13 protein-coding genes are annotated in these 22,337 nt (G+C 74.1%); 6 read left to right on the forward strand and 7 right to left on the reverse strand.

Annotated elements, in window-relative coordinates; translation table 11 throughout:
- Positions 1 to 30 precede the first annotated feature (30 nt).
- Complete coding sequence (locus tag BS73_RS13565) at positions 31 to 960, forward strand: RNA polymerase sigma-70 factor (protein ID WP_037572144.1); 930 nt, start codon at positions 31 to 33, stop codon at positions 958 to 960.
- Positions 961 to 1,007: 47 nt separating this feature from the next.
- On the opposite strand, the gene BS73_RS13570 is transcribed toward BS73_RS13565, so the two are convergent.
- From BS73_RS13570 to BS73_RS13580, 3 genes are all read right to left on the reverse strand, one after another.
- Positions 1,008 to 2,513 (reverse strand): MFS transporter, encoded by a 1,506-nt coding sequence (locus BS73_RS13570; protein ID WP_235215403.1) that lies wholly within the window; start codon positions 2,511 to 2,513, stop codon positions 1,008 to 1,010.
- A 117-nt stretch (positions 2,514 to 2,630) separates the two neighbouring features.
- The gene (locus tag BS73_RS13575; RefSeq protein WP_037572147.1) at positions 2,631 to 3,089 is read right to left on the reverse strand and encodes a DUF5959 family protein; all 459 of its coding nucleotides are present in this window, start codon (positions 3,087 to 3,089) and stop codon (positions 2,631 to 2,633) included.
- Positions 3,090 to 3,125: 36 nt separating this feature from the next.
- Positions 3,126 to 3,857: a sulfite exporter TauE/SafE family protein gene (locus BS73_RS13580; protein ID WP_200886695.1), complete on the reverse strand. Its 732-nt coding sequence runs from the start codon at positions 3,855 to 3,857 to the stop codon at positions 3,126 to 3,128.
- 101 nt (positions 3,858 to 3,958) lie between these two features.
- Here BS73_RS13580 and BS73_RS13585 point away from each other — a divergent pair, with 101 nt between their 5' ends.
- The gene (locus BS73_RS13585) at positions 3,959 to 4,411 is read left to right on the forward strand and encodes a hemerythrin domain-containing protein (RefSeq protein ID WP_037572149.1); all 453 of its coding nucleotides are present in this window, start codon (positions 3,959 to 3,961) and stop codon (positions 4,409 to 4,411) included.
- Between the two features lie 75 nt (positions 4,412 to 4,486).
- Here the strand turns inward: BS73_RS13585 and BS73_RS13590 are convergent, their stop codons facing one another.
- The 4 genes from BS73_RS13590 to BS73_RS13605 all read right to left on the reverse strand — a co-directional run bounded on the left by BS73_RS13590 (position 4,487) and on the right by BS73_RS13605 (position 18,215).
- Positions 4,487 to 5,095 (reverse strand): hypothetical protein, encoded by a 609-nt coding sequence (locus tag BS73_RS13590; protein WP_037572152.1) that lies wholly within the window; start codon positions 5,093 to 5,095, stop codon positions 4,487 to 4,489.
- 38 nt (positions 5,096 to 5,133) lie between these two features.
- Positions 5,134 to 14,115: a DUF11 domain-containing protein gene (locus tag BS73_RS37355; protein ID WP_152617606.1), complete on the reverse strand. Its 8,982-nt coding sequence runs from the start codon at positions 14,113 to 14,115 to the stop codon at positions 5,134 to 5,136.
- A gap of 1,091 nt (positions 14,116 to 15,206) precedes the next feature.
- Positions 15,207 to 16,568 (reverse strand): C1 family peptidase, encoded by a 1,362-nt coding sequence (locus BS73_RS13600; protein ID WP_200886696.1) that lies wholly within the window; start codon positions 16,566 to 16,568, stop codon positions 15,207 to 15,209.
- Positions 16,569 to 16,736: 168 nt separating this feature from the next.
- Positions 16,737 to 18,215 carry an extracellular catalytic domain type 1 short-chain-length polyhydroxyalkanoate depolymerase gene (locus BS73_RS13605; protein ID WP_051939904.1) on the reverse strand — a complete coding sequence of 493 codons (1,479 nt, stop codon included), beginning with the start codon at positions 18,213 to 18,215 and terminating at the stop codon, positions 16,737 to 16,739.
- Positions 18,216 to 18,502: 287 nt separating this feature from the next.
- Here BS73_RS13605 and BS73_RS13610 point away from each other — a divergent pair, with 287 nt between their 5' ends.
- Genes BS73_RS13610 through BS73_RS13625 form a run of 4 tightly spaced genes read left to right on the forward strand, consistent with a single transcriptional unit; the run spans position 18,503 to position 22,158 of the window.
- On the forward strand, positions 18,503 to 19,726 hold the full coding sequence (locus BS73_RS13610; protein ID WP_037572158.1) for a substrate-binding domain-containing protein: 1,224 nt from the start codon (positions 18,503 to 18,505) through the stop codon (positions 19,724 to 19,726).
- Between the two features lie 4 nt (positions 19,727 to 19,730).
- The gene (locus BS73_RS13615; protein ID WP_037572161.1) at positions 19,731 to 20,531 is read left to right on the forward strand and encodes an ABC transporter ATP-binding protein; all 801 of its coding nucleotides are present in this window, start codon (positions 19,731 to 19,733) and stop codon (positions 20,529 to 20,531) included.
- Positions 20,528 to 21,271, forward strand: coding sequence for an ABC transporter ATP-binding protein (locus tag BS73_RS13620; RefSeq protein ID WP_037572163.1), 744 nt, complete (start codon positions 20,528 to 20,530; stop codon positions 21,269 to 21,271). Before BS73_RS13615 ends, BS73_RS13620 begins: the two co-directional genes overlap by 4 nt.
- On the forward strand, positions 21,271 to 22,158 hold the full coding sequence (locus BS73_RS13625) for a branched-chain amino acid ABC transporter permease (protein WP_037572164.1): 888 nt from the start codon (positions 21,271 to 21,273) through the stop codon (positions 22,156 to 22,158). The genes BS73_RS13620 and BS73_RS13625 overlap by 1 nt, the downstream gene beginning before the upstream one ends.
- Positions 22,159 to 22,337: the final 179 nt, after the last annotated feature.

Below are 22,337 nucleotides of genomic sequence, written 5' to 3' on the forward strand. Positions count from 1 at the left end.
GCCGGGCCAAAGATCACGGAGGATGCCGGTATGCGCACCGAAACCGGCGGCCGGGCCGAGGAGTTCCAGCAGCTGCGGCCGCTGCTGTTCTCGGTCTCCTACCGGATCCTGGGGAGCGTGGCCGAGGCCGAGGACGCGGTCCAGGAGACCTGGCTGCGGTTCGAGGCGGCCGGGGCCGAGCCCCGGTCGCTGAAGGCGTACCTCTCCGCGGCGGTGACCCGGATCTCGATCGACGTCCTGCGCTCGGCGCGGGTCCGGCGGGAGGAGTACACCGGCCCCTGGTTCCCTGAGCCGCTGCTGGCCGATCCGTACCAGGACCCGGAGCGGGCCGCGGAGTTGGCCGACTCGGTCTCGGTCGCGGCGCTGCTGCTGCTGGAACGGCTCAGCCCGCTGGAGCGGGCGGTCTTCGTGCTGCGCGAGGTCTTCGACTTCGGCTTCCCCGAGGTCGCGGAGGCGGTCGGGCGCTCGGAGGCGGCCTGCCGGCAGCTGGCGGCGCGGGCCCGCCGCCATATGGCCGACGGACGGCCGCGTTACGAGGCCGACCGCAAGGAGCGGGAGGAGCTGGCCGCGCGGTTCTTCGACGCGCTGAGCGAGGGGGACGTCGGCGGCCTCCGCGAACTGCTGGCCGGCGACGTGTCGCTGGTCGGCGACGGCGGGGGCAAGGCCCCGCAGCTGGCCCGGGCCGTCTCCGGCGCGGACCCGGTGGCCCGGCTGCTGGCCGCGGTCTTCCCGCGGCTGGCCCGGTTGGACCTGGTCCTCGACCGCTGCGAGGTCAACGGCGGCCCCGGGGCGGTGCTCCGGGACGAGGAGGGCCGGGTGCTGCAGACCATGGCGCTGGACGTGGCGGACGGGCGGATCCAGGACGTCCGGTTCGTCCTCAACCCCGACAAGCTGCGGCATCTCGGCCCGGTGGCCGACGTCTGGGCGGTCCACCGCCGGTTCAGAAAGCTTCCCCGCTAGCGCGGCGGGCACCTTCCCCGCGCCGTGCGGGGGTGGGGATCCACCGCCTAGCCCCGGTCGTGGCCGTCGTCGCGCCCGGCCTCCGGCGAGCCGGACCCCAGCGACCCCGACGCCAGCGACCCCGACCCCAGCGATCCGGGCAGCAGCGGGCCCGGCAGCACCGCGAGGGCGGCCGCCGCCACCGCCAGCCAGAGCCCGGCCGCCGCGGCCGCCACCGCGTGGAAGCCGGACATGAAGCCGGGGCCGCCCGGAGCGCCGCTGATCGCGCCGGCCGCCGCGATGCCCATCGCGCCGCCGGTCTGACGTGCGGTGTTGTTGACCGCCGAGGCCAGCCCGGCGCGCTCGGGCTCGACCTCGGACACCGCCGCCGCGACCACCGCCGGGGTGAGGATCCCCATCCCGATCCCCCACAGCAGAAAGGCCGGCAGCAGCACGGGGTACGGGGACCCCGGCCCGGCGATGGTGAGGAGGGCGATCCCGGCCGCGCCGACCACCAGCCCCAGCACGGTGGGCAGCCGCGGCCCGAGCCGCCCCGCCAGCCGCCCGGCGATCGGGGCGAGGACCGCGAGCGGCGAGAACAGCGGGATCAGCGCGAGCCCGGCGCCCAGCGGGGAGCGGTGCTGCACCGACTGGAGGAAGAGGGTCAGCACGAAGAGCGTCCCCAGCGTGCCCAGGTTCATCGCCCCCGCGGCCAGGTTGGCGAGGCTGAACGCCGGCCGGGCGAAGAGCCGCAGCGGAAGCATGGCGTCGTCCCCCCGGCGGCGTTCCACCCGCACGAAGAGGGCCGCCAGCACCAGCCCGGCCGCGAGCGCGAGCACCACCGCGAGGGTCGCCGCGGCTCCGCCGCCGTGCCCGGCCTGGATGACCGCGAAGGTGAAGGCGAGCAGCGCCGGCGACCCCGTCGCCAGCCCCGGTAGGTCGGGCGGACGCGCCCGCGGCTCCCGGCTCTCCCGGGCCAGCAGCCAGACCGCCGCCAGCGCGAGCACGACCAGCGGCACGTTGACCAGGAAGACCGACCGCCAGCCGAGGCCGTCCACCAGCAGCCCGCCGAGCAGCGGGCCGGCCGGCAGCGCCAGACTGCCGATCCCGGCCCAGATGCCGATGGCCCGGGCCTGCTCGCCCCGGCCGGGGTAGGCGTGGCTGATCACAGCCAGCGTGCCGGGCAGCATCAGCGCGGCCCCGACCCCCTGCACCACCCGGCCGGCGACCAGCACCGCCACCCCCGGCGCGAGCCCGCAGAGCAGCGAGCCGGCGCCGAAGACCGCGAGGCCGAGGGAGACGAGTCTGCGGTGGCCGTACCGGTCCCCCGCCGTTCCGCTGGCCAGCATCAGGCAGGCCAGGGCCAGCGCGTAGCCGTCCACCACCCACTGCAGCCCGGCGACGCCGGCGCCGAGGCCGGAGCCGATCCGGGGCAGGGCGACGTTGATGATGGTGACGTCGAGCAGCACCAGGAAGTAGCCGACGCACATCACCACCAGCACCGCCGAGCGCGGCGCGGAGTTCCTGGCGCGCTCGGCGGCGCGCCTGATCCCGGCGGGGGCTGATCCACTCACGCCCGCACGGCTACCCGGGGCGACCGGCCCCAAAGCCGACGGACACCGGTCGGCCCAGCCGGCGCCCCGGTCGGCGGCGCCCGGACGGCTGCCCGATCGGCGGCGCCGGCCGGCGGCCTAGTCGGCGACGGCGGGCTCGGCGCCGACCGACGGCCAGACCTCCCGGACCTCCTCCAGCCGCTCGTAGGCGTCGTCGAACCAGGCGTCGTCGATCGTGACGCCGACGGTGACCGTGGTCAGGGCGCCGGCCAGGTCGGAGACCGAGACCTGGGCCCGCTCGGGGTCGCCCTCCGGGTCGAGCTCGACGTGCAGCTCGGGGCCCCGGCCGCCCTTCCGCCAGGCGATGTCGCCGCCGGCGTCGAGGAGGTCGAGGGCGTCCTGCCACTCCTCCACGTCCTCCGGGCGGAGGTGGACCGGGGTGGACCCGGACACGAACGGGGTGTCGACGGTGATCACCCCCTGGAGCGCCGACCCGCCGCCGGTCGTCCCGCCCCCCGGCCCCCCGTAGAGGCTCAGCACCACGCTGTTGCCCGGCCCCTCCAGGCGTATCAGCTCGACGGTCTCCGTACCTGCCATTCCAGGCTCCTCTTCCTCTTGTCGTCCGTTCGGAGTTCAGAACGCGCCCAGCCCCCGGCCCAGGGTGACCAGTCCGCCCGCGCAGGCCAGCAGCAGGACGAGTCCGCGGGCCCGCCGGTCGGGGACCCGGGCCGCGAGGAACCTCCCGGCCGGCAGGCCGGCCAGCAGCGCGCAGGCGATCAGCGCCCACGCCGCGCCGGGCAGCCGGGGCGGGCCCTTGAGGGCCACCGAGAGCGCGTTGACCAGCACCCCGTAGAAGAGGGCGTTGGGCACGAACTCGCGCACCGACCAGCCCTCGTTGAGGGCGTACAGCGACACCGCGGGACCGCCGACGCCGGCCGCGGCGTTCATGAACCCGCTCGCCGCCCCGGCTATCACCGCCCCGGACCGCCCGCTCAGCGCGGCCGACCGCACCCCGCGGGCGATCACCGCCACCGCCGCGACCACCGTCGCCCCGATCCCGACCAGCAGCACCGGCCGCGGCAGCGCCCCCGCCGCCCAGGCGCCGACCGGCACCAGGCAGGCGGCGGCCGCGACCAGCGGCACCATCACCCTCGGCCGCAGCCCGCGCCATTCGGTCGCCAGGCCCAGCGCGCTGATCCCGCAGGAGGCGCAGTTCGCCAGCAGTACGCCCTGCAGCGGCCCCTGAAGCGCGATCAGCCCGGGCCCGGCCACCAGAGCGAAGCCGATCCCGGACATCCGCTGCACCGCCGCGCCGACGAAGACGATCGCGGCCAGCAGCAGCTCCGGTGCCCAGTCTCCCCCCACGGCCGCACAGCATATGCGGCCCGGCGGGGAACGGTGACCCGGCCGCCCCGCCCGGCGCCCGCCGCCCGCGGAGGGGCCGGATCCGGCGGATAATCACCGGCATGTGCCACTACTGCGGCTGCCGGGAGATTCCCCTGATCAAGGAGTTCATCGCAGAGCACGCCGAGGTGACCGACCTGGCCGGGAAGGCGCTGCGGGCGCTGGACCGGGGGGCGGTGGACGAGGCCGCCCGGCTGGTCCCGCGGATGGCTGCGGAGCTCCGCAGCCATTGGCAGGGCGAGGAGCGCGGCCTCTTCACGGTGATGCGCGAGGACCCGGAGTACGCCGGGTACATCGCCGCCCTGGAGCGCGAGCACCGCGAACTCGACGCCTTCCTGGCCGGGTTGGACCTCCACGACCCGGCCGGCAGGCAGGCCTTCGAGACCGCCGTCCAGGAGCTGTACGCACACATCTCCAAGGAGGAGGACGGCCTCTTCCCGGCCTCCCTCACCGCCCTGGACGGGCCGGAGTGGGACCTCTCGATGCGGGCCTGGCGCGAGGCCCACCCCGGCTAGCGGCGGAAACGGTCAGCGGCGGGCGGCGGAAACGGTCAGCGGCGGCCGGCGGGAACGGCGGCCGGCGGGCCGCTGCTACTTCCCGCCCGAGGACCCGGCCGGCGCGGAGGCCGCGGACGCCGGCGCGTCCCCCGCCACCGACATGTCCAGCACATGGAGGCCGCGCCTGGGCGCGACCGCCAGGTGGTAGCGGACGCCGCCCTGGCGCAGTTCGTGACCGGTCCCGCTGCTGGCCCTGCCGAACTCGGCGGTGAGCCAGCCGTCGACCTCGGTTCCGGCACCGCCGGGCGCGGCCGCCGCACACGCCTTCAGGAAGTCCTCGGCGGCCGCGGTGTCGGCGCCCACGGCCTGGCAGGTGAGTTCGGCGGGGGCGGAGGGCAGGTCGCCGGCCTCCACCGCCTCGGTGATCAGCTTCCCGGTCTGGGCGCGGCCGATCCGCAGGTCCCGCCGGGTCTCGTGGCCGGTGTCGACCTTGCGGTAGGCGAGCTTCCAGCCGTGGGCGGCGAGGGCGTCCTCGAAGGACCCCTGGCTGACCCCGGTCAGCGCCGCCATCCCGTCCGAGCTGCCGGCGGCGCTGTCGCTGGAGGGTGAGCGGCCGCCCGAGCAGCCGGTGAGGACGGAGGTCAGCGCGACGGCGGCGATGAGCGCGGACGCCAGCGCGGCGGGGCGGGCACGGTTCGGCATGGCAGCGGCTCCCGGATAGGGGCGGATTCGAGGGGTCATCAGGTCTGCTTCCGGCGCCGGAGGAAGGCGGTGAGCAGCACCCCGCCGGCGAGGATCAGGGCCAGGCCGAGCTCGGCGGCCAGGGAGACGAACCCGCCGGCGCCGGTGTGGGAGAGCTGCGGCCGGGGCCCGGCCGGGCGCGGTCCGCTCGGCGCGATCACCTTCGGCAGCGCGGAGTTCGGCTGGTTGTGGTTGTTCGACGGCCGCGGGTCGGGGGTGTCGGCGTGGACCACGGCGACGTTCTCCAGGTCCGAGCCGTCGCCGCGGTATCCGGCGGCCAGCAGGGCGGTGAACCGGTAGGCCCGCGAGGTGCCCGGCATCAGCAGCGGATAGGTGCGGCAGACCACCGCACGGCCCTCGGCGGTGCAGCCGTCCGGCGAGGAGACGAAGCTGATGCCGTTCGGCAGCGGGTCCTTGACCACCACGCCGTGGGCGGCGGACGGCCCGTGGTTGGTGACGGTGATCAGGTAGCCGAAGATGGTGCCGGGCCGTACGGCGTCCGCCCCGACGGTGGTCTTCCGGGTGGAGAGGTCGGCCTCGGCGCGGACCGGCACCGGGCCGCTGCTCGCCGAGTTGTTCGAAGGGTCGGGGTCCGGGGTGTCCGCGGAGACCTCGGCGCGGTTCTCCACCGAGCCGCCGTCGGCCAGGGCCGGGTCGACGTCCGCGGTCACCGTGAAGGTCCGCTCACCGCCGACCGCGAGCTCGCCGACCAGGCAGCTGAGGGTGCGGCCGGAGACCAGGCAGCCGCCGGTGTCCGAGCGGTAGGTCAGTCCGTCCCCGAGGGTGTCGGTGACCACCGCGTTCCGTGCCTCCGAGGGACCGTTGTTGACCACCCGCACGGTGAACTCGGCGCTGGTGCCGGCGGTGGCCGAGGCCGGGCCGGTCTTGGTGATGCCGAGGTCGGCGGAGGCCACGCTGGGCGGCCATTCGACGGTGGTCTCGGTGTCGGACGGGTCCAGGCTGCCGGTGTCGCTGGTCAGCGTGGCCGTGTTGGACAGCGCGGTGCCGGGCGGCACGTCGGCGGAGAGCCGGACGGTGATCCGGTAGGTGAGTTCCTGACCCGGCGTCAGCACGCCGCCCGGCGGCACGCAGGTGATCGAGGTCCCGCTGCCGGTGCAGTCGGGGGAGTCGGCCCGGACGAAGGCGAGCCCGGGGGCGAGCGGGTCGGAGGCGACCACCCCGGTGGCCGTCGAGGGGCCGCTGTTGCCGATCGTGAGGGTGAAGGTGGACTCCGAGCCGGCCGCCGGCGCGGTCTCCGGAGCGGTCTTGGTGATCCGCAGGTGGGCGTCGGCCGCCACCGGGATCGCCCCGGTGTCCGCGGTGTTGTTGGACTCGTCCGGGTCGTGGGTGGCGGCCCCGACCGTCGCCCCGGCGTGCACCGAGTCGCCGGCGGCGAGGCCCGGATCGACCTCGGCGGTGACCGTGATCCAGGCCTCCTGGCCGGCCCCGAGGACGCCCAGCGGGCAGCTGAGGGCCCCGGCGGCGAAGGTGCAGCCGCCGGTGTCCGACCGGTAGCCGAGGCCCGGGCCGAGCTCCGGGTGGAGCACCACGCCGTTCGCTTCGGAGGGGCCGTGGTTGGTCACGTGGAAGGTGAACTCCGCGGTGTCGCCTGCGGTGACGGTGGCCGGGCCGGTCGCGGTGACGGCCAGGTCGGCGTCGGCGCGGACCGGGATCGGGCCGGTGTCCGCGGTGTTGTCGGCGGGGTTCGGGTCCTCGGTGTCCGAGTCGGTGGTGGCCGTGTTGTGGACGGTGCTGCCCTCCGGCGCGGCCGCGTCCACCAGGGCGGTCACCGTGAACGAGGTCCGGGCGCCGGGCGCCAGGGTGCCCAGGGGGCACTCCAGCCCCGCGCCGCCCGGGGTGCAGCCGCCGGTGTCGGACTGGTGGGTGAGCCCGGCGCCGAGGGCGTCCTCCACCCGGACGTTCTGGGCGGCGGACGGCCCGTTGTTGACGACCGTGATGGTGAACTCGGCGGTGCCGCCCGCGGTCACCGAGGCCGGGCCGGTCTTGGTGACGGCCAGGTCCGCGATGGCGGCGGAGGTCGGCCAGGAGGCGTGCGAGCTGTTGTTCGCCGGGTCCGGGTCCGCGGTGGCGGAGGACGCGGTGGCGGTGTTGGTCAGCACCGTGCCGGCCGCCAGGTCCGCGGCCACATGGACGGTGATGCGGTAGGTGAGCTCCTGGCCGGGCGCCAGGTCGCCGCCGGGCGGGGTGCAGGTGACCGTGCCGGCGGTGTCGGTGCAGTCCGCGGAGTCGGCGGAGACGAAGGTCAGGCCGGCCGTCAGCGGGTCCCTGAGCACCACCTCGTGGGCGGTGGACGGGCCCGCGTTCCCCAGCACCACGGTGAACACCGCGTCCTGGCCGGCCACCGGGGGCTGGTCCGGCGCGCTCTTGAGGACGTGGACGTCGGCCTCGGCGGTGACCGGGATCGGGCCGGTGTCGGCGGAGTTGTCGTCCGGGTTCGGGTCGGCGGTGTCCGAGGCCACGGTCGCGGTGTTGCGGACCGTGTCGGCGGAGGTCAGCCCCGGGTCCACCGTGGCCGTCACGGTGAAGGTGTGGGCGTCCCCGGCCGCGAGCGTGCCCAGCGGGCAGGTCAGCACCTGCCCGGCAGCCGTGCAGCCGCCGGTGTCCGAGACATGGCTCAACCCGGCGCCCAGGGTGTCGGTCACCCGCACGTTCTGCGCGTCCGAGGGACCCGGGTTGCTCACCGCGATCGTGAACACCGCCTCCCCGCCCGCCGTCACCGACGCCGGACCGGTCTTGGCGATCGCCAGATCCGCACCCGAGGTGGCGCCCAGCCAGTCCACGTGGGACGTGTTGTTCGACCCGTCCGGGTCCGCAGTCGAGGAGCTCGCCGTACTGGTGTTGGAGAGGACGGTGCCCGGGGCGACGTTCGCCGCCACCCGGACGGTGATGTGGTACGTCAGCTCCTGCCCCGCCGCCAGATCGCCGCCGGGCGGGGTGCAGGTGACCGTGCCGGCGGTGTCGGTGCAGTCCGCCGAGTCGGCGGAGACGAAGGACAGGCCGGCCGTCAGCGGGTCCCTGAGCACCACCTCGTGGGCGGTGGCGGGTCCGGCGTTGCCCAGCACCACGGTGAACACCGCCGTCTGCCCGGCGACCGGGGCGGTGTCCGGGGCGGTCTTGTGGACGTAGAGGTCGGCCTCGGCGGTGACCGGGATGGGGCCGGTGTCCGCGGAGTTGTCGTCCGGGTTCGGGTCGGCGGTGTCCGAGGCCACGGTCGCGGTGTTGCGGACCGTGTCCGCGGAGGTCAGCCCCGGGTCCACCTTCGCCGTCACCGTGAAGGTGTGGGCGTCCCCGGCGGCCAGCGTGCCCAGCGGGCAGCTCAGCACCTGCCCGGCAGCCGTACAGCCGCCGGTGTCCGAGACATGGCTCAACCCGGCGCCCAGGGTGTCGGTCACCCGCACGTTCTGCGCGTCCGAGGGACCCGGGTTGCTCACCGCGATCGTGAACACCGCCTCCCCGCCCGCCGTCACCGACGCCGGACCGGTCTTGGCGATCGCCAGATCCGCACCCGAGGTCGAGGTCTGCCAGTCCACGTGGGCGGTGTTGTCGGCCTCGTTCGGGTCCTCGGTGCCGCTGGTCGCGGAACTGGTGTTGGAGAGAGTGGTGCCCGGGGCGACGTTCGCCGCCACCCGGACGGTGATGTGGTAGGTCAGCTCCTGCCCCGGCGTCAACTCCCCGCCGGGAGGCAGGCACTGCACATGCCCGGCACTCTCGGAGCAGTCCGGGGAGTCGGCGGAGACGAAGCTCAGGCCGGGCGACAGCGGGTCCGTCAGCACCACGCCATGGGCGGTGGACGGCCCGGCGTTGCCGACCATGACGGTGAAGACCGCCGTCTCCCCGGCGACCGGCGCGCCGGCCGGGGCCGCCTTGCGGACGTAGACGTCGGCCAGGGCGGAGACCGGGATCGGGCCGGTGTCGGCGGAGTCGTTGTCCGGGTTCGGGTCGGCGGTGTCCGAGGCCACGGTCGCGGTGTTGCGGACCGTGTCGGCGGAGGTCAGCCCCGGGTCCACCCTGGCCGTGACGGTGAAGCTCCGCGAGTCCCCCGCCGCCAGCGTCCCGACCGGGCAGGTCAGCGTCTGCCCGGCCGCCGTGCAGCCGCCGGTGTCCGAGACATGGCTCAACCCGACGCCCAGGGCGTCGGTCACCCGCACGTTCTGCGCGTCGGAGGGGCCGTCGTTGGTCACCAGCACGGTGAAGACGGCGTCCTGACCCGCCGTCACCGTCGCCGGGCCGGTCTTGGTGATCGCCAGGTCGGCGCCCGCGGTGGAGACCGGCCAGGTCGCCGTGGCGCTGTTGTTGTCCGGCTCGGTGTCCTCGGTGCCGCTGGTCGCGGTGGCGGTGTTGGACAGCACCGTGCCGGCGGCCAGGTCCGCGGCCAGCCGGACCGTGAGGTGGTAGGTGATCTCCTGGCCGGGTGCCAGCTCGCCGCCCGGCGGCTCGCAGGTGACCGCGCCGCCGCTGTCCGCGCAGTCCGCGGAGTCGGCCGAGTCGAAGGAGAGCCCGGGCGCCAGCGGGTCGGTGACCAGCACCCCGTACGCGGTGGAGGGGCCGGCGTTGCCGACCATGACGGTGAAGACCGCCGTCTGCCCGGCGACCGGCGCGGTGGCCGGGGCCGCCTTGCCGACGTAGACGTCGGCCTGGGCGGTGACCGGGATCGGGCCGGTGTCCGCCGAGTTGTTCGACGGGTCCGGGTCGGCGGTGTCCGCGTCCACGGTCGCGGTGTTCCGCACGGTGTCGGCCGAGGTGAGGCGGGAGTCGACGGTCGCCGTCACGGTGAAGGTGTGGGCGTCCCCGGCGGCCAGCGTGCCCAGCGGGCAGGTCAGCACCTGCCCGGCGGCCGAGCAGCCGCCGGTGTCCGAGGCGTACGCCAGACCGGCCCCGAGGGTGTCGGTGACCTGGACGTTCTGCGCGTCCGAGGGGCCGTGGTTGCTGACCGTCACGGTGAACTCGGCGGGCTCGCCGGCGGTCACCGAGGCCGGTCCGGTCTTGGCGAGGGCCAGGTCCGCGCCGGTGGCGGCGAGCGGCCAGACGACGGTGTCGGTGTTGTTGGACTGGTCGGTGTCCGGGGTCGTGGTGGTCGCGGTGACCGTGTTGGACAGCTCGGTGCCGGCGGTCAGGTCCGCGGCCACCTGGACGGTGATGTGGTAGGTCAGCTGCTGACCCGCCGTCAGTTCGCCGCCGCCGGACGGGACGCAAGTGACCGTCCCGCCGCTGTCCGCGCAGTCCGGGGAGTCGGCCGAGACGAAGGTCAGCCCTGGGGCGAGCGGGTCGGTGGCGACCACGCCGCGGGCGGTGGAGGGCCCGGAGTTGCCCACCACCAGGGTGTAGACCGCCGTCTCACCGGCCGTGGGGGCCACCGCGGGCGGGGTCTTGTGGACGTACACGTCGGCCTGGGCCTCGACCGGGATCGGGCCGGTGTCCGCCGAGTTGTTGGCGTCCACCGGGTCCGGGGTGTCCGAGCCGACCGCCGCCGCGTTGTGGACGGTGCTGCCGGGCGTGGAGTCGGCGGCGACCCGGGCGGTCACGGTGAAGCTCGTGACGGCCCCGGCGGCCAGCGTGCCCAGCGGGCAGGTCAGACCCTGGCCTGCGGCGGAGCAGCCGCCGGTGTCCGAGACGTACGTCAGGCCGTCCCCGAGGGTGTCGGTGACCACGGTGTTCTGCGCGTCCGAGGGGCCGTGGTTGGTGACCGTGACGGTGAACTCCGCGGTCTCGCCCGCGATCGCGGAGGGCGGACCGGTCTTGGTGATGCCGAGGTCGGCGGAGGCCTCCGAGGACGGCCAGGACACGGTGGAGGTGTTGTTCGACTGGTCGGCGTCGGCGCTGGAACTGCTCGCCGTCGCGGTGTTGGTCAGCACGGTCCCGGCGGTGACCGCGGGGCCGACCCGGACGGTGACGGTGTAGGTCACCGCCTCACCGGGCGCCAGTACTCCCCCGGGCGGGGTGCAGGTCAGCGTCCCGCCGCTGGCGCCGCAGTCCGGCGAGTCCGCGCCGGCGAAGCTCAGGCCCGCCGCCAGCGGGTCGGTGACCACCACCCCGGTGGCCGTGGACGGGCCGTTGTTGCCGACCTTGAGGGTGAAGACGGTGTCCTCCCCCGCCACCGGGGGTACGGCCGGGGCGCCCTTGTCCACGTACACGTCGGAGTCGACCTGGACCGGGATGGGCCCGGTGTCGGCGGAATTGTTGTCCGGGACCGGGTCGTCGGTGTCGGCGGTCACCGAGGCGGTGTTGTGGACGGTGTCGGAGTCGGTCAGCGCCGGGTCGACCCCGGCGGTGACGGTGAAGACCGCCGAGTCGCCGGCGGCCAGGCTGCCCACCGGGCAGGAGAGCACCGAGCCGGCGGCGGTACAGCCGCCGGTGTCCGAGACATAGCTCAGACCGTCCCCGAGGACATCGGTGACCAGGGCGTTCTGCGCGTCCGAGGGGCCGTGGTTGGTGACCGTGACCTCGAAGACCGCGTTCCGGCCCGCGGTCACCGAGGCCGGTCCGGTCTTGGTGATCGACAGGTCCGCACCGGCGGCCGAGGCGGGCCAGGTGGCGGTGTCGTCGTTGTTGGCGGTGTCCGGGTCGGGGGTGTCGCTGGTGACCGAGGCGCTGTTGGTGATCAGCGTCCCCGGCAGGACCGAGGGAGCCACTTCGGCCGTGACGCTGTACTGGACGGAGTCGCCGGCGGCGAGGGTGCCCGGGACGCAGGTGAGGGTCTGTCCGGCGGCGGTGCAGCCGGCCGGGGCGGCGTCCACGAAGGCCAGTTGGGGCGGGAGGACGTCGGTGACGACCACCCCGGCGGCGTCCGAGGGCCCGTTGTTGGTGGCGGTGAGGGTGAAGGTGGTGCGGTCGCCCGCGACCGGCGGGGTCTGGGAGACCGTCTTCTCCATCGCCACGTCGGCAGACGGGGTGATGGGGGTCGGCGGGGGTGCCACCGCGCTGGTGTTGTTCGACTCGTCCGGGTCCTCGGTGTCGGAGCTGACCTTGGCCGTGTTGCCGAGGTCGCTGCCGTCCCCGGTGTAGGAGGAGGCGATCTTGACGGTGAAGGTCCAGCTCCGGTCCGCGCCGGCGGCCAGGGTGGGTTCGGGGCCGCAGCTGACGATCTGCCCGCTCGCGGTGCAGCCGTCGACGGAGGAGACGAAGGAGAGGCCGGCCGGCAGGTCGTCGGTCACCAGCACGCCGCTCGCGGTGGACGGCCCGGCGTTGTGGACGGCGACCGTGTAGTCGTAGGTCTCGCCGGGGGCGATCGGGCCGGTGCGGTCGGCCTGCTTGGTGATGCTCAGGTCGGCCTGCGGCTCCAGCACGGCCACCGTGTTCGAGCAGGACGCCGCCATGCTCGCGGGGTCCCCGGCCACGCAGACCTGGTTGTCCGAGGTGACGGTGTTGGCCAGGGAGGCGTTGCCGGTGTCCGGGTCGGAGACCCGCACGGTGTAGCCGAGAGTCACCGTGCCCGGGGAGTCCGGGGTCCCGGCCGGTACGTCCCCGGTCCAGTGCAGGGTGTGCGCGGAGGAGTCGTAGGTCGGCGGGTCGACCGAGCCGGCGGCGGAGGAGGTGGCCGTCATACCGGTCGGCGGGCCGGTGTCGTCGACGACGTCGGAGAGGTCGTCGGTGATCCCCAGCGAATCGACCTGACCGGGCGTCGGATTGCTGATCGTGATCGTGTAGTGGACGTCCTGGCCCGGTCTGGCCTCGGTCCGGTCCGCGCTCTTGGTGATGGTCATCCCACCGGAGGTGGTGAGGCAGGCGCCGAAGTCGGAGGCGAGGGCCAGACTGGGGGTCAGATCACTGACCTGGTCCGGGCCGTTGGTGTTGCGGGCGTCCGGACAGGTCGTCGGCGTGAGGATCCCGGGCGCGGTGGTGACATCGACCGAGACCGTGCAACTCGCCGGGCCCGGCCCCACCGAGGCGCCGGAGAGCGAGACGGTGGAGCCGGAGGCGCTGACCGTGCCGCCCTCGCAGTCCGTGGTGGCGTTGGGCGCGGGGGCGAGCGCCAGGCCGGCCGGCAGGGTGTCGGTGAACCCCATGTCGTTCTGGCCGGTGTTGCCGGCGGCTGTGGTCGCGGTGAAGGTGAGCCGGCTGGTGCCGCCGACCGGGACGGTCGAGGGGCTGAAGGCCTTGGTCAGGGTGGCCTGGGTGGTGCTGGCGAAGAGGACCGAGCCGATCTGGAAGGCGTTGGCGGTGTCGCCGGGGGTCCAGGTGCGGGTCGAGCAGTCGGTGCCGATCGGGCTGCTGCTCGCCTGCGGCCAGGCCAGGAGCTTGTAGTAGCCGGGGCCGTCGGCGGTGAAGTCCTGGGTGCCCAGGACCGTCGAGTAGGCCACATTGCTGTGGTGCGGGGTCACCGACAGCGAAACCGGATTGGGGGTCAGCTTGGTGGGCGAGCCGTCCTGTTTGACCCACTGGTAGTAGACCTGGTCGGTGATCCCGCAGTCCGGGGAGGCCGTGGTGGACACGAAGTTGGGGTTGTCGGCGTCCAGCACGAAGATCGGGTTGGTCACCACTCCGGTGTCGGTGGTGACCCAGCCGAAGCCGGCCTGGCTGTTGGGGTTGGTGCCCGGCCAGGCGGTGTCGTAGGGCAGCCGCATCAGCGGGCGGCCGACGAGGGCGCAGGCGGCGAAGGCGCGCACGTCCAGCGTGAACGGGACGGTGACCGTCCCCGAGGCGAAGGTGAGCAGCGCGCTGAGGGTCACCGGGTGGCTGGGGCAGACCGGGGTGTCGAAGGCGGCGTCGCCGCGCATGGCGATGTAGAGGTGGTCGTTGGGACCGTCGTGGACGATCTGCAGGATCTGGTAGTCGTTGTTGATGCTGGGGCCGTAGACGCGGCTGCTGATCACGTCCATGATCCCGTCCCCGTTCGCGTCGTACTCGACGAGGGTCGGCAGCTGGCCGGCCGGGACGGTGACCTCCAGGTCCAGCCGCATCTCCGAGTCGGCGCTGTTCGGCTTGTTGGCATAGCCGAGGACGGTCACCTGCGGCGAGGTCACCGCGGTGGCCCGGGGCCGCGCGGCGGCGCGGGGCGGGCGGCGGCGCGAGGGGCGGGGATCCGCGTGGAGGGACGGGGGCGGCGCTGCGCGGGCGCGGGCCGGCGCCCGGCTTCCGGCAGACCGCACTGCCCGCCCTGGTCGGCAGCGTCAGCTCCCGCGCGCGGGGGGCGGCGCCCGCCACCTGGTACCGCACGGTCGCCACCTGCCCCGGGTGCAGCGAGCCCGCCCAGACCAGCGCTCCACCGCGAAGGGCGACCTTCCCGGCATCGGCCACCGCCCCGCCCGCCGGCCTCAGCCCCAGCGACAGTTCCCGCCCCAGCTCCTGACGGACCGTCACTCCGTCCAACCGCTGCGACCCGCGATCGGCGATCCTGACGACCGCCGTCCGAGCGGCGCCGGTCCGCGCTGCGGCACCGAGCGTCGTCGTACTCACCGACAGACCGGGCACTCCGTGGGCGCAGTCCACCGATCCCGGCACGGCGGGCGCGGCGGGCGCGGTGGCGCCGGAGAACAACGGCAGCAGCAGGATCAGCACCAGGGAATGCGCCAGCCCCGACAGGAGTCTCGACCTGACGGGCATACGCCCTCCAAGGGGGTGCCTTCACACGCGGTGACCGGCGGTCGGTCGGATCATCTTTTGCGCCTCCCACGCCGAAACCGCCACGACCGCCACGCCGATTGCCCCGAACGCCCCGCCCAACACCACCCATTCAGCCCCGCCCCACCCCCACGGCCCCGCCCCGCACCCCCCGAAGCAGCCCGGTCATGTGCCCCCGACCGTTGCCCGAGCACCCGAGCGCCCACCATGGGGAGCAACACCCCGGCGGGTCGACCCCGGGACTTCCGCAAGACGCCACCCCGTGCGCCGAGCCGCCGGAGGGTGCGGAACCGCACGGAAGACGGCCCGAAGAGCCGAGCCCTCAGGGGCGCGGGGAACAGCGCGACCGGCCGCTGACGTGCCGCCAGACGGCTACGGGGCCCGGGTCGCAACCCGGGCCCCGATGCCGCCGGCGGCGCCGTAGCCGCCCAGCCGCGCTGTTTCCCGCACCCCTGGGGCCGGCCCTCCGGGCCGAACCGTGGGGGCGCCGGCCTCAGTCGGCCAGCGCGCCCATCGGGTCCCAGGCAGGAAGGACGATGGGGGGCTGGTCGAGGGCGGCGGAGAGCTCCGGGGGCAGCGCGGAGCGGCGGACGGCGATCTCGAAGACGTGCTCGCCGAACCAGGAGTCGTTCATGGTCCAGAAGCCCTTGTCGGCCCGGTCCTCGCCCCAGCTGTTCTCCACCCGCCAGCGGCGCGGCGCGCCCTCCACCACGTCCACGCCGGTGAAGAGCATGGCGTGGGTCATCTGGGTCTCGTGGTGGAGCAGCCGGTCGGCCTTGTCGAGGGTGAACGGCGCGTCGTAGACGGACGCGTAGTCGAAGAGCTCCGCGTCCCAGACCCCCGCGTCCGAGCGCATCATCCTGGCCACGTCGCAGCCGAACCACACCGGCTCGCCGCCGACGACCGCCTCCATGGCCAGCCGCTTGAGGAGGTCCATCTCGGCGTTGAGGTAGACCACCGGCGGGGCGTCCACGATGTTGCCCAGATACTCGACGGTGAAGGTGCGGCCGACCGGGCTGCTCTCCCGGGGGTCGTGCACCAGGCAGACGTACTCGTCGATCGGCAGCTGGACGTAGGCGGCGGCGAACTCGGCCGGGGTGAGCCAGCCGTCGCGGTGGAACTCCTTGTCCTTGTCCTGCCACTGCCACAGGAACCTCTGCGGCGGCGTCCCGAGGTGGATGCTGAGCACCCGGTGGATCGCGGCCAGCACCTCCCGCTTGTGCTGCCGCTGCGCCTCGGCGCCCGCGGAGGCCAGCCGGCGCAGGTCGCGGGCGCCCTGCCGGAGAAGCGCCTGCAGGTCGCGGTTCATCGACCGGGTGGCCGAGGAGCTGTTCGTCTCCGGCATGGCCGACTTCGGCACCAGGCCGTGCTTGGCGATCAGCGCCACGAACATGTTCCACTGCCCGCCGTCGCTGATCGGGTCGGAGAGGAGGTGGGCGACGGTGCGGTCGTCGACGTCCCGGTCGGAGGTCTCGACGATCGCCTCGAGGAAGTGGTTCGCCCGCTCGAACTTGTCCCACCACAGCAGGTAGTTCTGGGAGAACTCGAAGTCCTTCACGCCGAGCTTGCGCGCGGCGCCGACGCGCAGCAGGTTGAGGCCGGCGAACAGCCAGCAGCGGCCGCTCTGCTTCTGGTTGGTGACCTTCCAGTCGTCCAGCTGGTGGGAGACCGAGTGGTCGATGCCGGTGAGGATCCGGCGGTCCAGGGCCACGTCGTCCACCGCGGTCTGGGTGACGGCGTTCTGCATCAGCCGGTTGGCCGGCCGGGCCGCGAACTCCTTCTCGAACAGTTCTAGTTCATCCGGCGTCAGGCTGCGTTCCATGGCCGGCCGGGAGTCGTCTTGTCCGAAGGTCACAGCGGTCTGCCTCCACTTCCCCTGTGCGTCTCGAACGGTCATCGGGGCGCGCATTCACCGTCGCACGTCCGTTCGCCCGAGGTCAACGGACAATCCAGGTCAGCGCCCTGGCGAGGGGCCGACACCGGCGGCTCGCCGCCGCCTGCGCCGGCCCCCGTAGGCCCGCGGTCAGCAGGTGCCGTCGGCGATGACGTAGTAGCCGGCGGAGGTCTCCTTCAGGGTGTGGGTGACGTAGAGGTTGTACAGCCCCATGTCCTGGTTGGAGCCGTTGGCGTAGGTCTCCCCCAGGGTCTGGTGGGCCCGGCCGGCGGCGACCTGGTTGTAGTTGTTGTCGGTGAAGCACTGCGCGGCGCCGCCGGTGGTGGTGGCGCTGACCGCGGTCGACCTGGTCCCGACGGTGCCGGAGGAGTCGACGGCGGCCACCGTGTAGCTGTAGGTGGTGCCGCCGCTCAGCCCGCTGTCGGTATAGCTGGTGGCGGTGACCGGCGAACTGGTCACGAGGGTGCCGTTGCGGTAGACGTCGTAGCCGGCCGCGCCCGAGACGGCGTTCCAGCTGAGCGAGGCGCTGCTGCCGGTGGTGCCGGTCACGGTCACCCCGGTGGGGGCCGCGAGGCCGCCGGTGCCGCCGCCCCCGCCGCCCTGCGCCAGGCCGAAGAACTGGGCGGTGTAGTAGCTGGAGCAGATGGTGTTGAGATAGTAGGTGCCGGTGGTGCCGCACTGGTCGGTGGCCGAGCCGGGGTTGACCGCGAGGCCGTGGGTCATCCCGGAGACGGAGTAGGTCTCCACGGCCGGGTTGCCGCTGCCGTCGTTGTAGATGTTCTCGGTGGTGCCCCCGGTCAGGGTCTGGGTGCTGGACGGGGTCTGGCCGATGCCCCAGACGTTGGTCCAGCCGTCCATGTTGTACGTCAGCTCGGCCGGGTTGACCGTGGTGTCCGAGCTGCCCTGCCAGATCGCCACCCGCGGCCAGGGGCCGGCGTAGCCGGAGTCGGAGCCGCGGATCAGGTCGCCCCACTGCTGGACGGTCTTGCTGGTGGTTCCGGAGGTGCAGTTGGTGTTGGTGATGCCGGTGGTGGAGCACTGCGCGGCCGGGCCGGAGTCGATCGAGCCGGCGGCGAAGACGTCCGGATAGTCGGCGAGGAGGTCGGCGGTCATCCCGGCGCCCGCGGAGAGGCCGGTGATGTAGATCCGGCTCGGGTCGACGTGGTAGTTGCTCTCGGCGTACTGGATCATCTGGTAGATCGACAGCGCCTCTCCCTTGCCGCGGCCGTCGTTGGACGGGGTGCCCCAGTCGAAGCAGTTCTCGATCGGGTTGGTGAGCGAGGGCTGCTCGGGGAAGACCAGCGCGAAGCCGTACAGGTCCGCGTACTTGGGCCAGCCGGAGTGGCTGTAGTAGTCGTTCGCGCTCTGCGTGCAGCCGTGGAGGGCGAGCACCAGCGGCGCGTTGGCCGGCAGGTTGTCGGGGACGTAGCTGTACATGTTGAGGCTGCCCGGGTTGGATCCGAAGCCGGTCACCTGGGTCAGGCTCGCGGCCTGCGCGGGCGAGGCCGCGGTCAGCCCGCCGAGCAGCAGCAGGACGCCGGTGAGCAGCGCCGTCCAGCCGCGGAGCAGCCGTCGTCGGGTGGGGGGTCTTCCAGCGGAAGGTGCCATGGTGAACTCCTGGGTGGGGAATCGGCCCGCCCCGCAGAATGGGACCGGTGGCTTCCGCGGGGATATGTGCGGGACCGCCAGTTCCACGTCCGCTGACATATCGTCAGCTGACATGTCGGCGTCATCGCAGCCGGGCGACCCGGGGTGGTGGCGGCCGCCACCCCTCCTGGGCGGATTACGGGGCCCGGCCACATACCGGCGCGGCTGACGCGTCCTTAGTTTCTGGCGCCTAACCCTTCGTCACCGCCTGGCCTCGCTCGCCGGCGACACACCTGGAGCCGCCCACCATGCGCCCGCCGAGAAACCCCAGACAGCTCCGCACCCTCGCATTGCTGGCCTCCTCCGCCCTCCTCGCCGGACTGACCGGGTGTGCCGCGGCCGGCACTGCCGGCTCCACCGGCTCCAGTGCCTCCGAGTCCGCCTCGGCGCCGGTGAAGGTCGGTCTCCTCTACTCCCGCACCGGCCTCCTCGCCTCCTACGGCGCCCAGTACGAGCAGGGCTTCAAGGCGGGACTGGCGTACGCCACCGGCGGCACCGGCAAGGTGGCCGGGCACCCGATCCAGGTCACCGAGGAGGACGACGCGGGCGACCCGGCCAAGGCGGTCGCCGAGGCCAAGGACCTGATCGGCAAGGGCGACCGGATCCTGGCCGGCACCACCGACTCCGGGGTCGCCGAGCAGCTGGCGCCGCTGGCCGCGCAGAACCAGACCCTGTACATCAGCGGCGCCGCCGCCACCGACGCGGTCACCGGCATCAACCGCTACACCTTCCGCTCCGGGCGGCAGACCTGGCAGGACATCCTCACCGCCGGCTCGATGCTGGGCTCGGTGAAGGGCAAGCGGATCACCGTGCTGGCCCAGGACAGCGCCTTCGGCCAGGCCAACGTCGCCGCGGTGAAGCAGGTGCTGGGCGCCGGCGGCGCCACCGTGCGCTCGGTACTGGCGCCGCCCAGCGCCACCGATCTGACGCCCTTCGCCCAGCAGGCCGGCTCCGGCAAGCCGGACCTGGTCTTCGTCGCCTGGGCCGGCTCCACCGCCCCGGCCCTGTGGACGGCACTGGACCAGCAGGGAGTGCTGGACTCCAGCAAGGTGGTGACCGGCCTGGCCGGCACCGCCTCGTACCCGATCTTCGGCTCGGGGGCGGCCAAGATCGCGTTCCTGGCGCACTACTTCCCGGGAGCCGGCGGCGGCAACCCGGTGGAGAAGGCGATGATCGACGGCATCGGCAAGGCCGGCGGCACCCCCGACCTGTTCAGCCCGGACGGCTTCACGGCGGCCCAGATGATCGTCCATGCGATCAAGTCCGGTTCGGCCACCGACACCGACGCCATGATCAAGGCGCTGGAGGGCTGGACCTTCGACGGGGTGAAGGGCCCCGAGGAGGTCCGCGCCGCCGACCACGCCCTGCTGCAGCCGATGTTCCAGGCCAAGCTGACGGGCGGAAAGCCGGTCCTGGTGAAGTCCCTTCCGATGAACGCAGTCGCCCCGCCGACCAAGCAGATGGGGAGCTGACCCGATGGCAGGCACCCCGGACACCCACGCGCCCACCCACGCGCCGCCGAAGCGCGGCACCGCCGCCCCCGTGCTGTGGCTCAGCGGCGTCGGCTGGTCCGTGGGCGGAGCGGTGATCCTGGAGGACGTCGGATTCGACGTGCGGGAGGGCGAGTTCCTGGCCTTCATCGGCCCGAACGGGGCCGGCAAGACCTCGCTGTTCAACGTGGTCAGCGGCCTGGTCCAGGCCACCGCCGGGCGGATCGAGCTGGACGGGGCGGACCTCACCGGCCGCCCCGCCCACGACCGGGCCCGGCTCGGCCTCGGCCGCACCTTCCAGACCTCCAGCCTGTGGCCGGGGATGTCGGTCGCCGACCATGTCCGGCTGGCCGCCCAGGCCGCCCAGGGCGGCTCGTACCGGATCTGGCGGCGGGCCGCCGGCTACCGGGAGGAGGTCCGCGACGCCCTGGCGCGGACCGGTCTCGCCGGCCGCGCCGACGCCCTCGCCGGCGCCCTCTCGCACGGCGAGAAGCGGAAGTTGGAGCTGGCCGTGCTGCTGGTCGGCGACCCCCGGGTGATGCTCCTCGACGAGCCGATGGCCGGCGTCAGCGCCGAGGAGGTGCCCGCCCTCACCGAACTGATCGGCGCACTCCACCGGGAGGAGGGCCGCACCGTCCTGATGGTGGAGCACCACATGGACGTCCTCCTCGGCCTCGCCGACCGGGTGGCCGTGATGCACCACGGCACCCTCCTCGCGCTGGACGACCCGCGGGCCGTGACGGCCGACGCCACCGTGCAGCAGGCCTACCTCGGGGAGGCGCTGTGAGCGGCGCCCTGCTGGAGGTCGCGGACCTGCGGGTGGTGATCGGCGGCCGGCACATCCTGCACGGCGTGGACCTCGCGGTGGCCCCCAGCGGCGTCACCGCGCTCCTCGGCCGCAACGGCGCCGGCAAGACCACCACCGTGCGCGGGGTGCTCGGCCTGGTCCCGCGCACCGGCAGCGTCCGCTTCGCCGGGGAGGAGACCGTCCGCCTGGACACCCACCGGCTCGTCCGCCGCGGGATCGGCTACGCGCCAGAGGACCGCGGGGTGTTCGCCGGGCTCACCGTCGCCGAGAACCTGCGGCTCGCCGAGCGTCCCGGCCCCGGACCGGACGGCGGCGGCCCCGCCTACGGGCTGGTCCACGAGCTCTTCCCGGAGCTGCGCGAGCGGGCCCAGCAGCCGGCCGGCACGCTGAGCGGCGGCCAGCAGCAGATGCTCGCGATCGGCCGCACCCTCCTCAACGGAAACCGCCTGATCATCGCCGACGAGCCGACCAAGGGACTGGCCCCGAAGGTGGTCACCGAGGTGGCGCAGGCCCTGGAACGGGCGGCCGAGGCGGTGCCGGTGCTGCTGGTCGAGCAGAACCTCGCCCTGGTGCGGCGGCTGGCCGCGCACTGCGCGGTGATCGCCGACGGCCGTACCGCCCACCAGGGCCCGGCCCGGGAACTGCTCGCCGACGCCGAGGCGGCCCGGCGCCTGCTCGGCGTCGGACAGACCGCCGGCACCAAGGGAGGGACGGCCTGATGGCCACCGTCGTGCTGCTCACCGCCACCGGTCTGGGACTGGGCGCGCTCTACTTCCTGATCGCCTCCGGACTGACCCTGATCTTCGGGCTGATGGACATCCTCAACTTCGCCCACGGCGCCCTCCTCTCCATCGGCGCCTACGCCACCTGGTGGGCCGCCTCGGGCCACCTGCCGGGCGCCGGGGCCTCCGGCGCCGGCTTCGCGCTCGCGGTCCTCTTCGGCACGGCGGTCGGCACCGCGGCCGCGGTGCTCCTCGAACTCGCCGTCATCCGGCCGCTGTACGAGCGGCCGCGGGAGCAGATCCTGGCCACCGTGGGCGTCGGGCTGGCCGTGCCCGCGCTGCTCTCCGCGGTGTGGGGGACGGACCCGCACACCTTCCCCGGGCCGAAGGCGCTCTCCGGCACCTTCGGGCTGCTCGGCGCCCGGATCCCGGTCGACCGGCTGGTGCTGATCGTGGCCGCGGTGGCGGTGCTGGCCGCGCTGAAGCTTTTCTTCGGCCGCACCCGGCACGGCCTGATCGTCCGGGCCGGGGTGGAGGACCGGGCGATGGTCAGCGCCCTCGGCGTCGACGTCCGGAAGGCCTTCACCCTGGTCTTCGCGATCGGCGGGGCGGCGGCCGGGCTCGGCGGGGCGCTCGGCGGGCTGTACTTCGGCTCGGTGGACCCGGGCCAGGGGACCTCGCTGCTGATCTTCGCCTTCGTGGTGGTCGTCACCGGCGGGATGGGCTCGATCGCGGGCGCGGCCGGCGCGGCCGTCCTCGTCGGCCTGGTGCAGCAGTTCGCCAACCACTACACCAGCGCCGGACTCGGCGATCTGTCCGTCGTCATCCTGCTCGCCGTCCTGCTGCTGGTCAGGCCGCGCGGACTCACCGGGAGGCCCGCATGACCACCACCGCGCCCACGACCACCCCCAGCCGGCCCAGGCCCCCTCCCCCGAGGAGCGCGGAACCGCGCGCGGGCGCCGCTGGCTGCGGTGGTGGCCGGCCCCGCTGCTGCTCGTCCTCCTCATCGCGCCCTACAGCGCGGTCCCCCTCCCCGGCCTGCTGGACGGGCCGATCGGCAGCG

The organism is Phaeacidiphilus oryzae TH49 (assembly GCF_000744815.1).
Lineage (GTDB): Bacteria > Actinomycetota > Actinomycetes > Streptomycetales > Streptomycetaceae > Phaeacidiphilus > Phaeacidiphilus oryzae.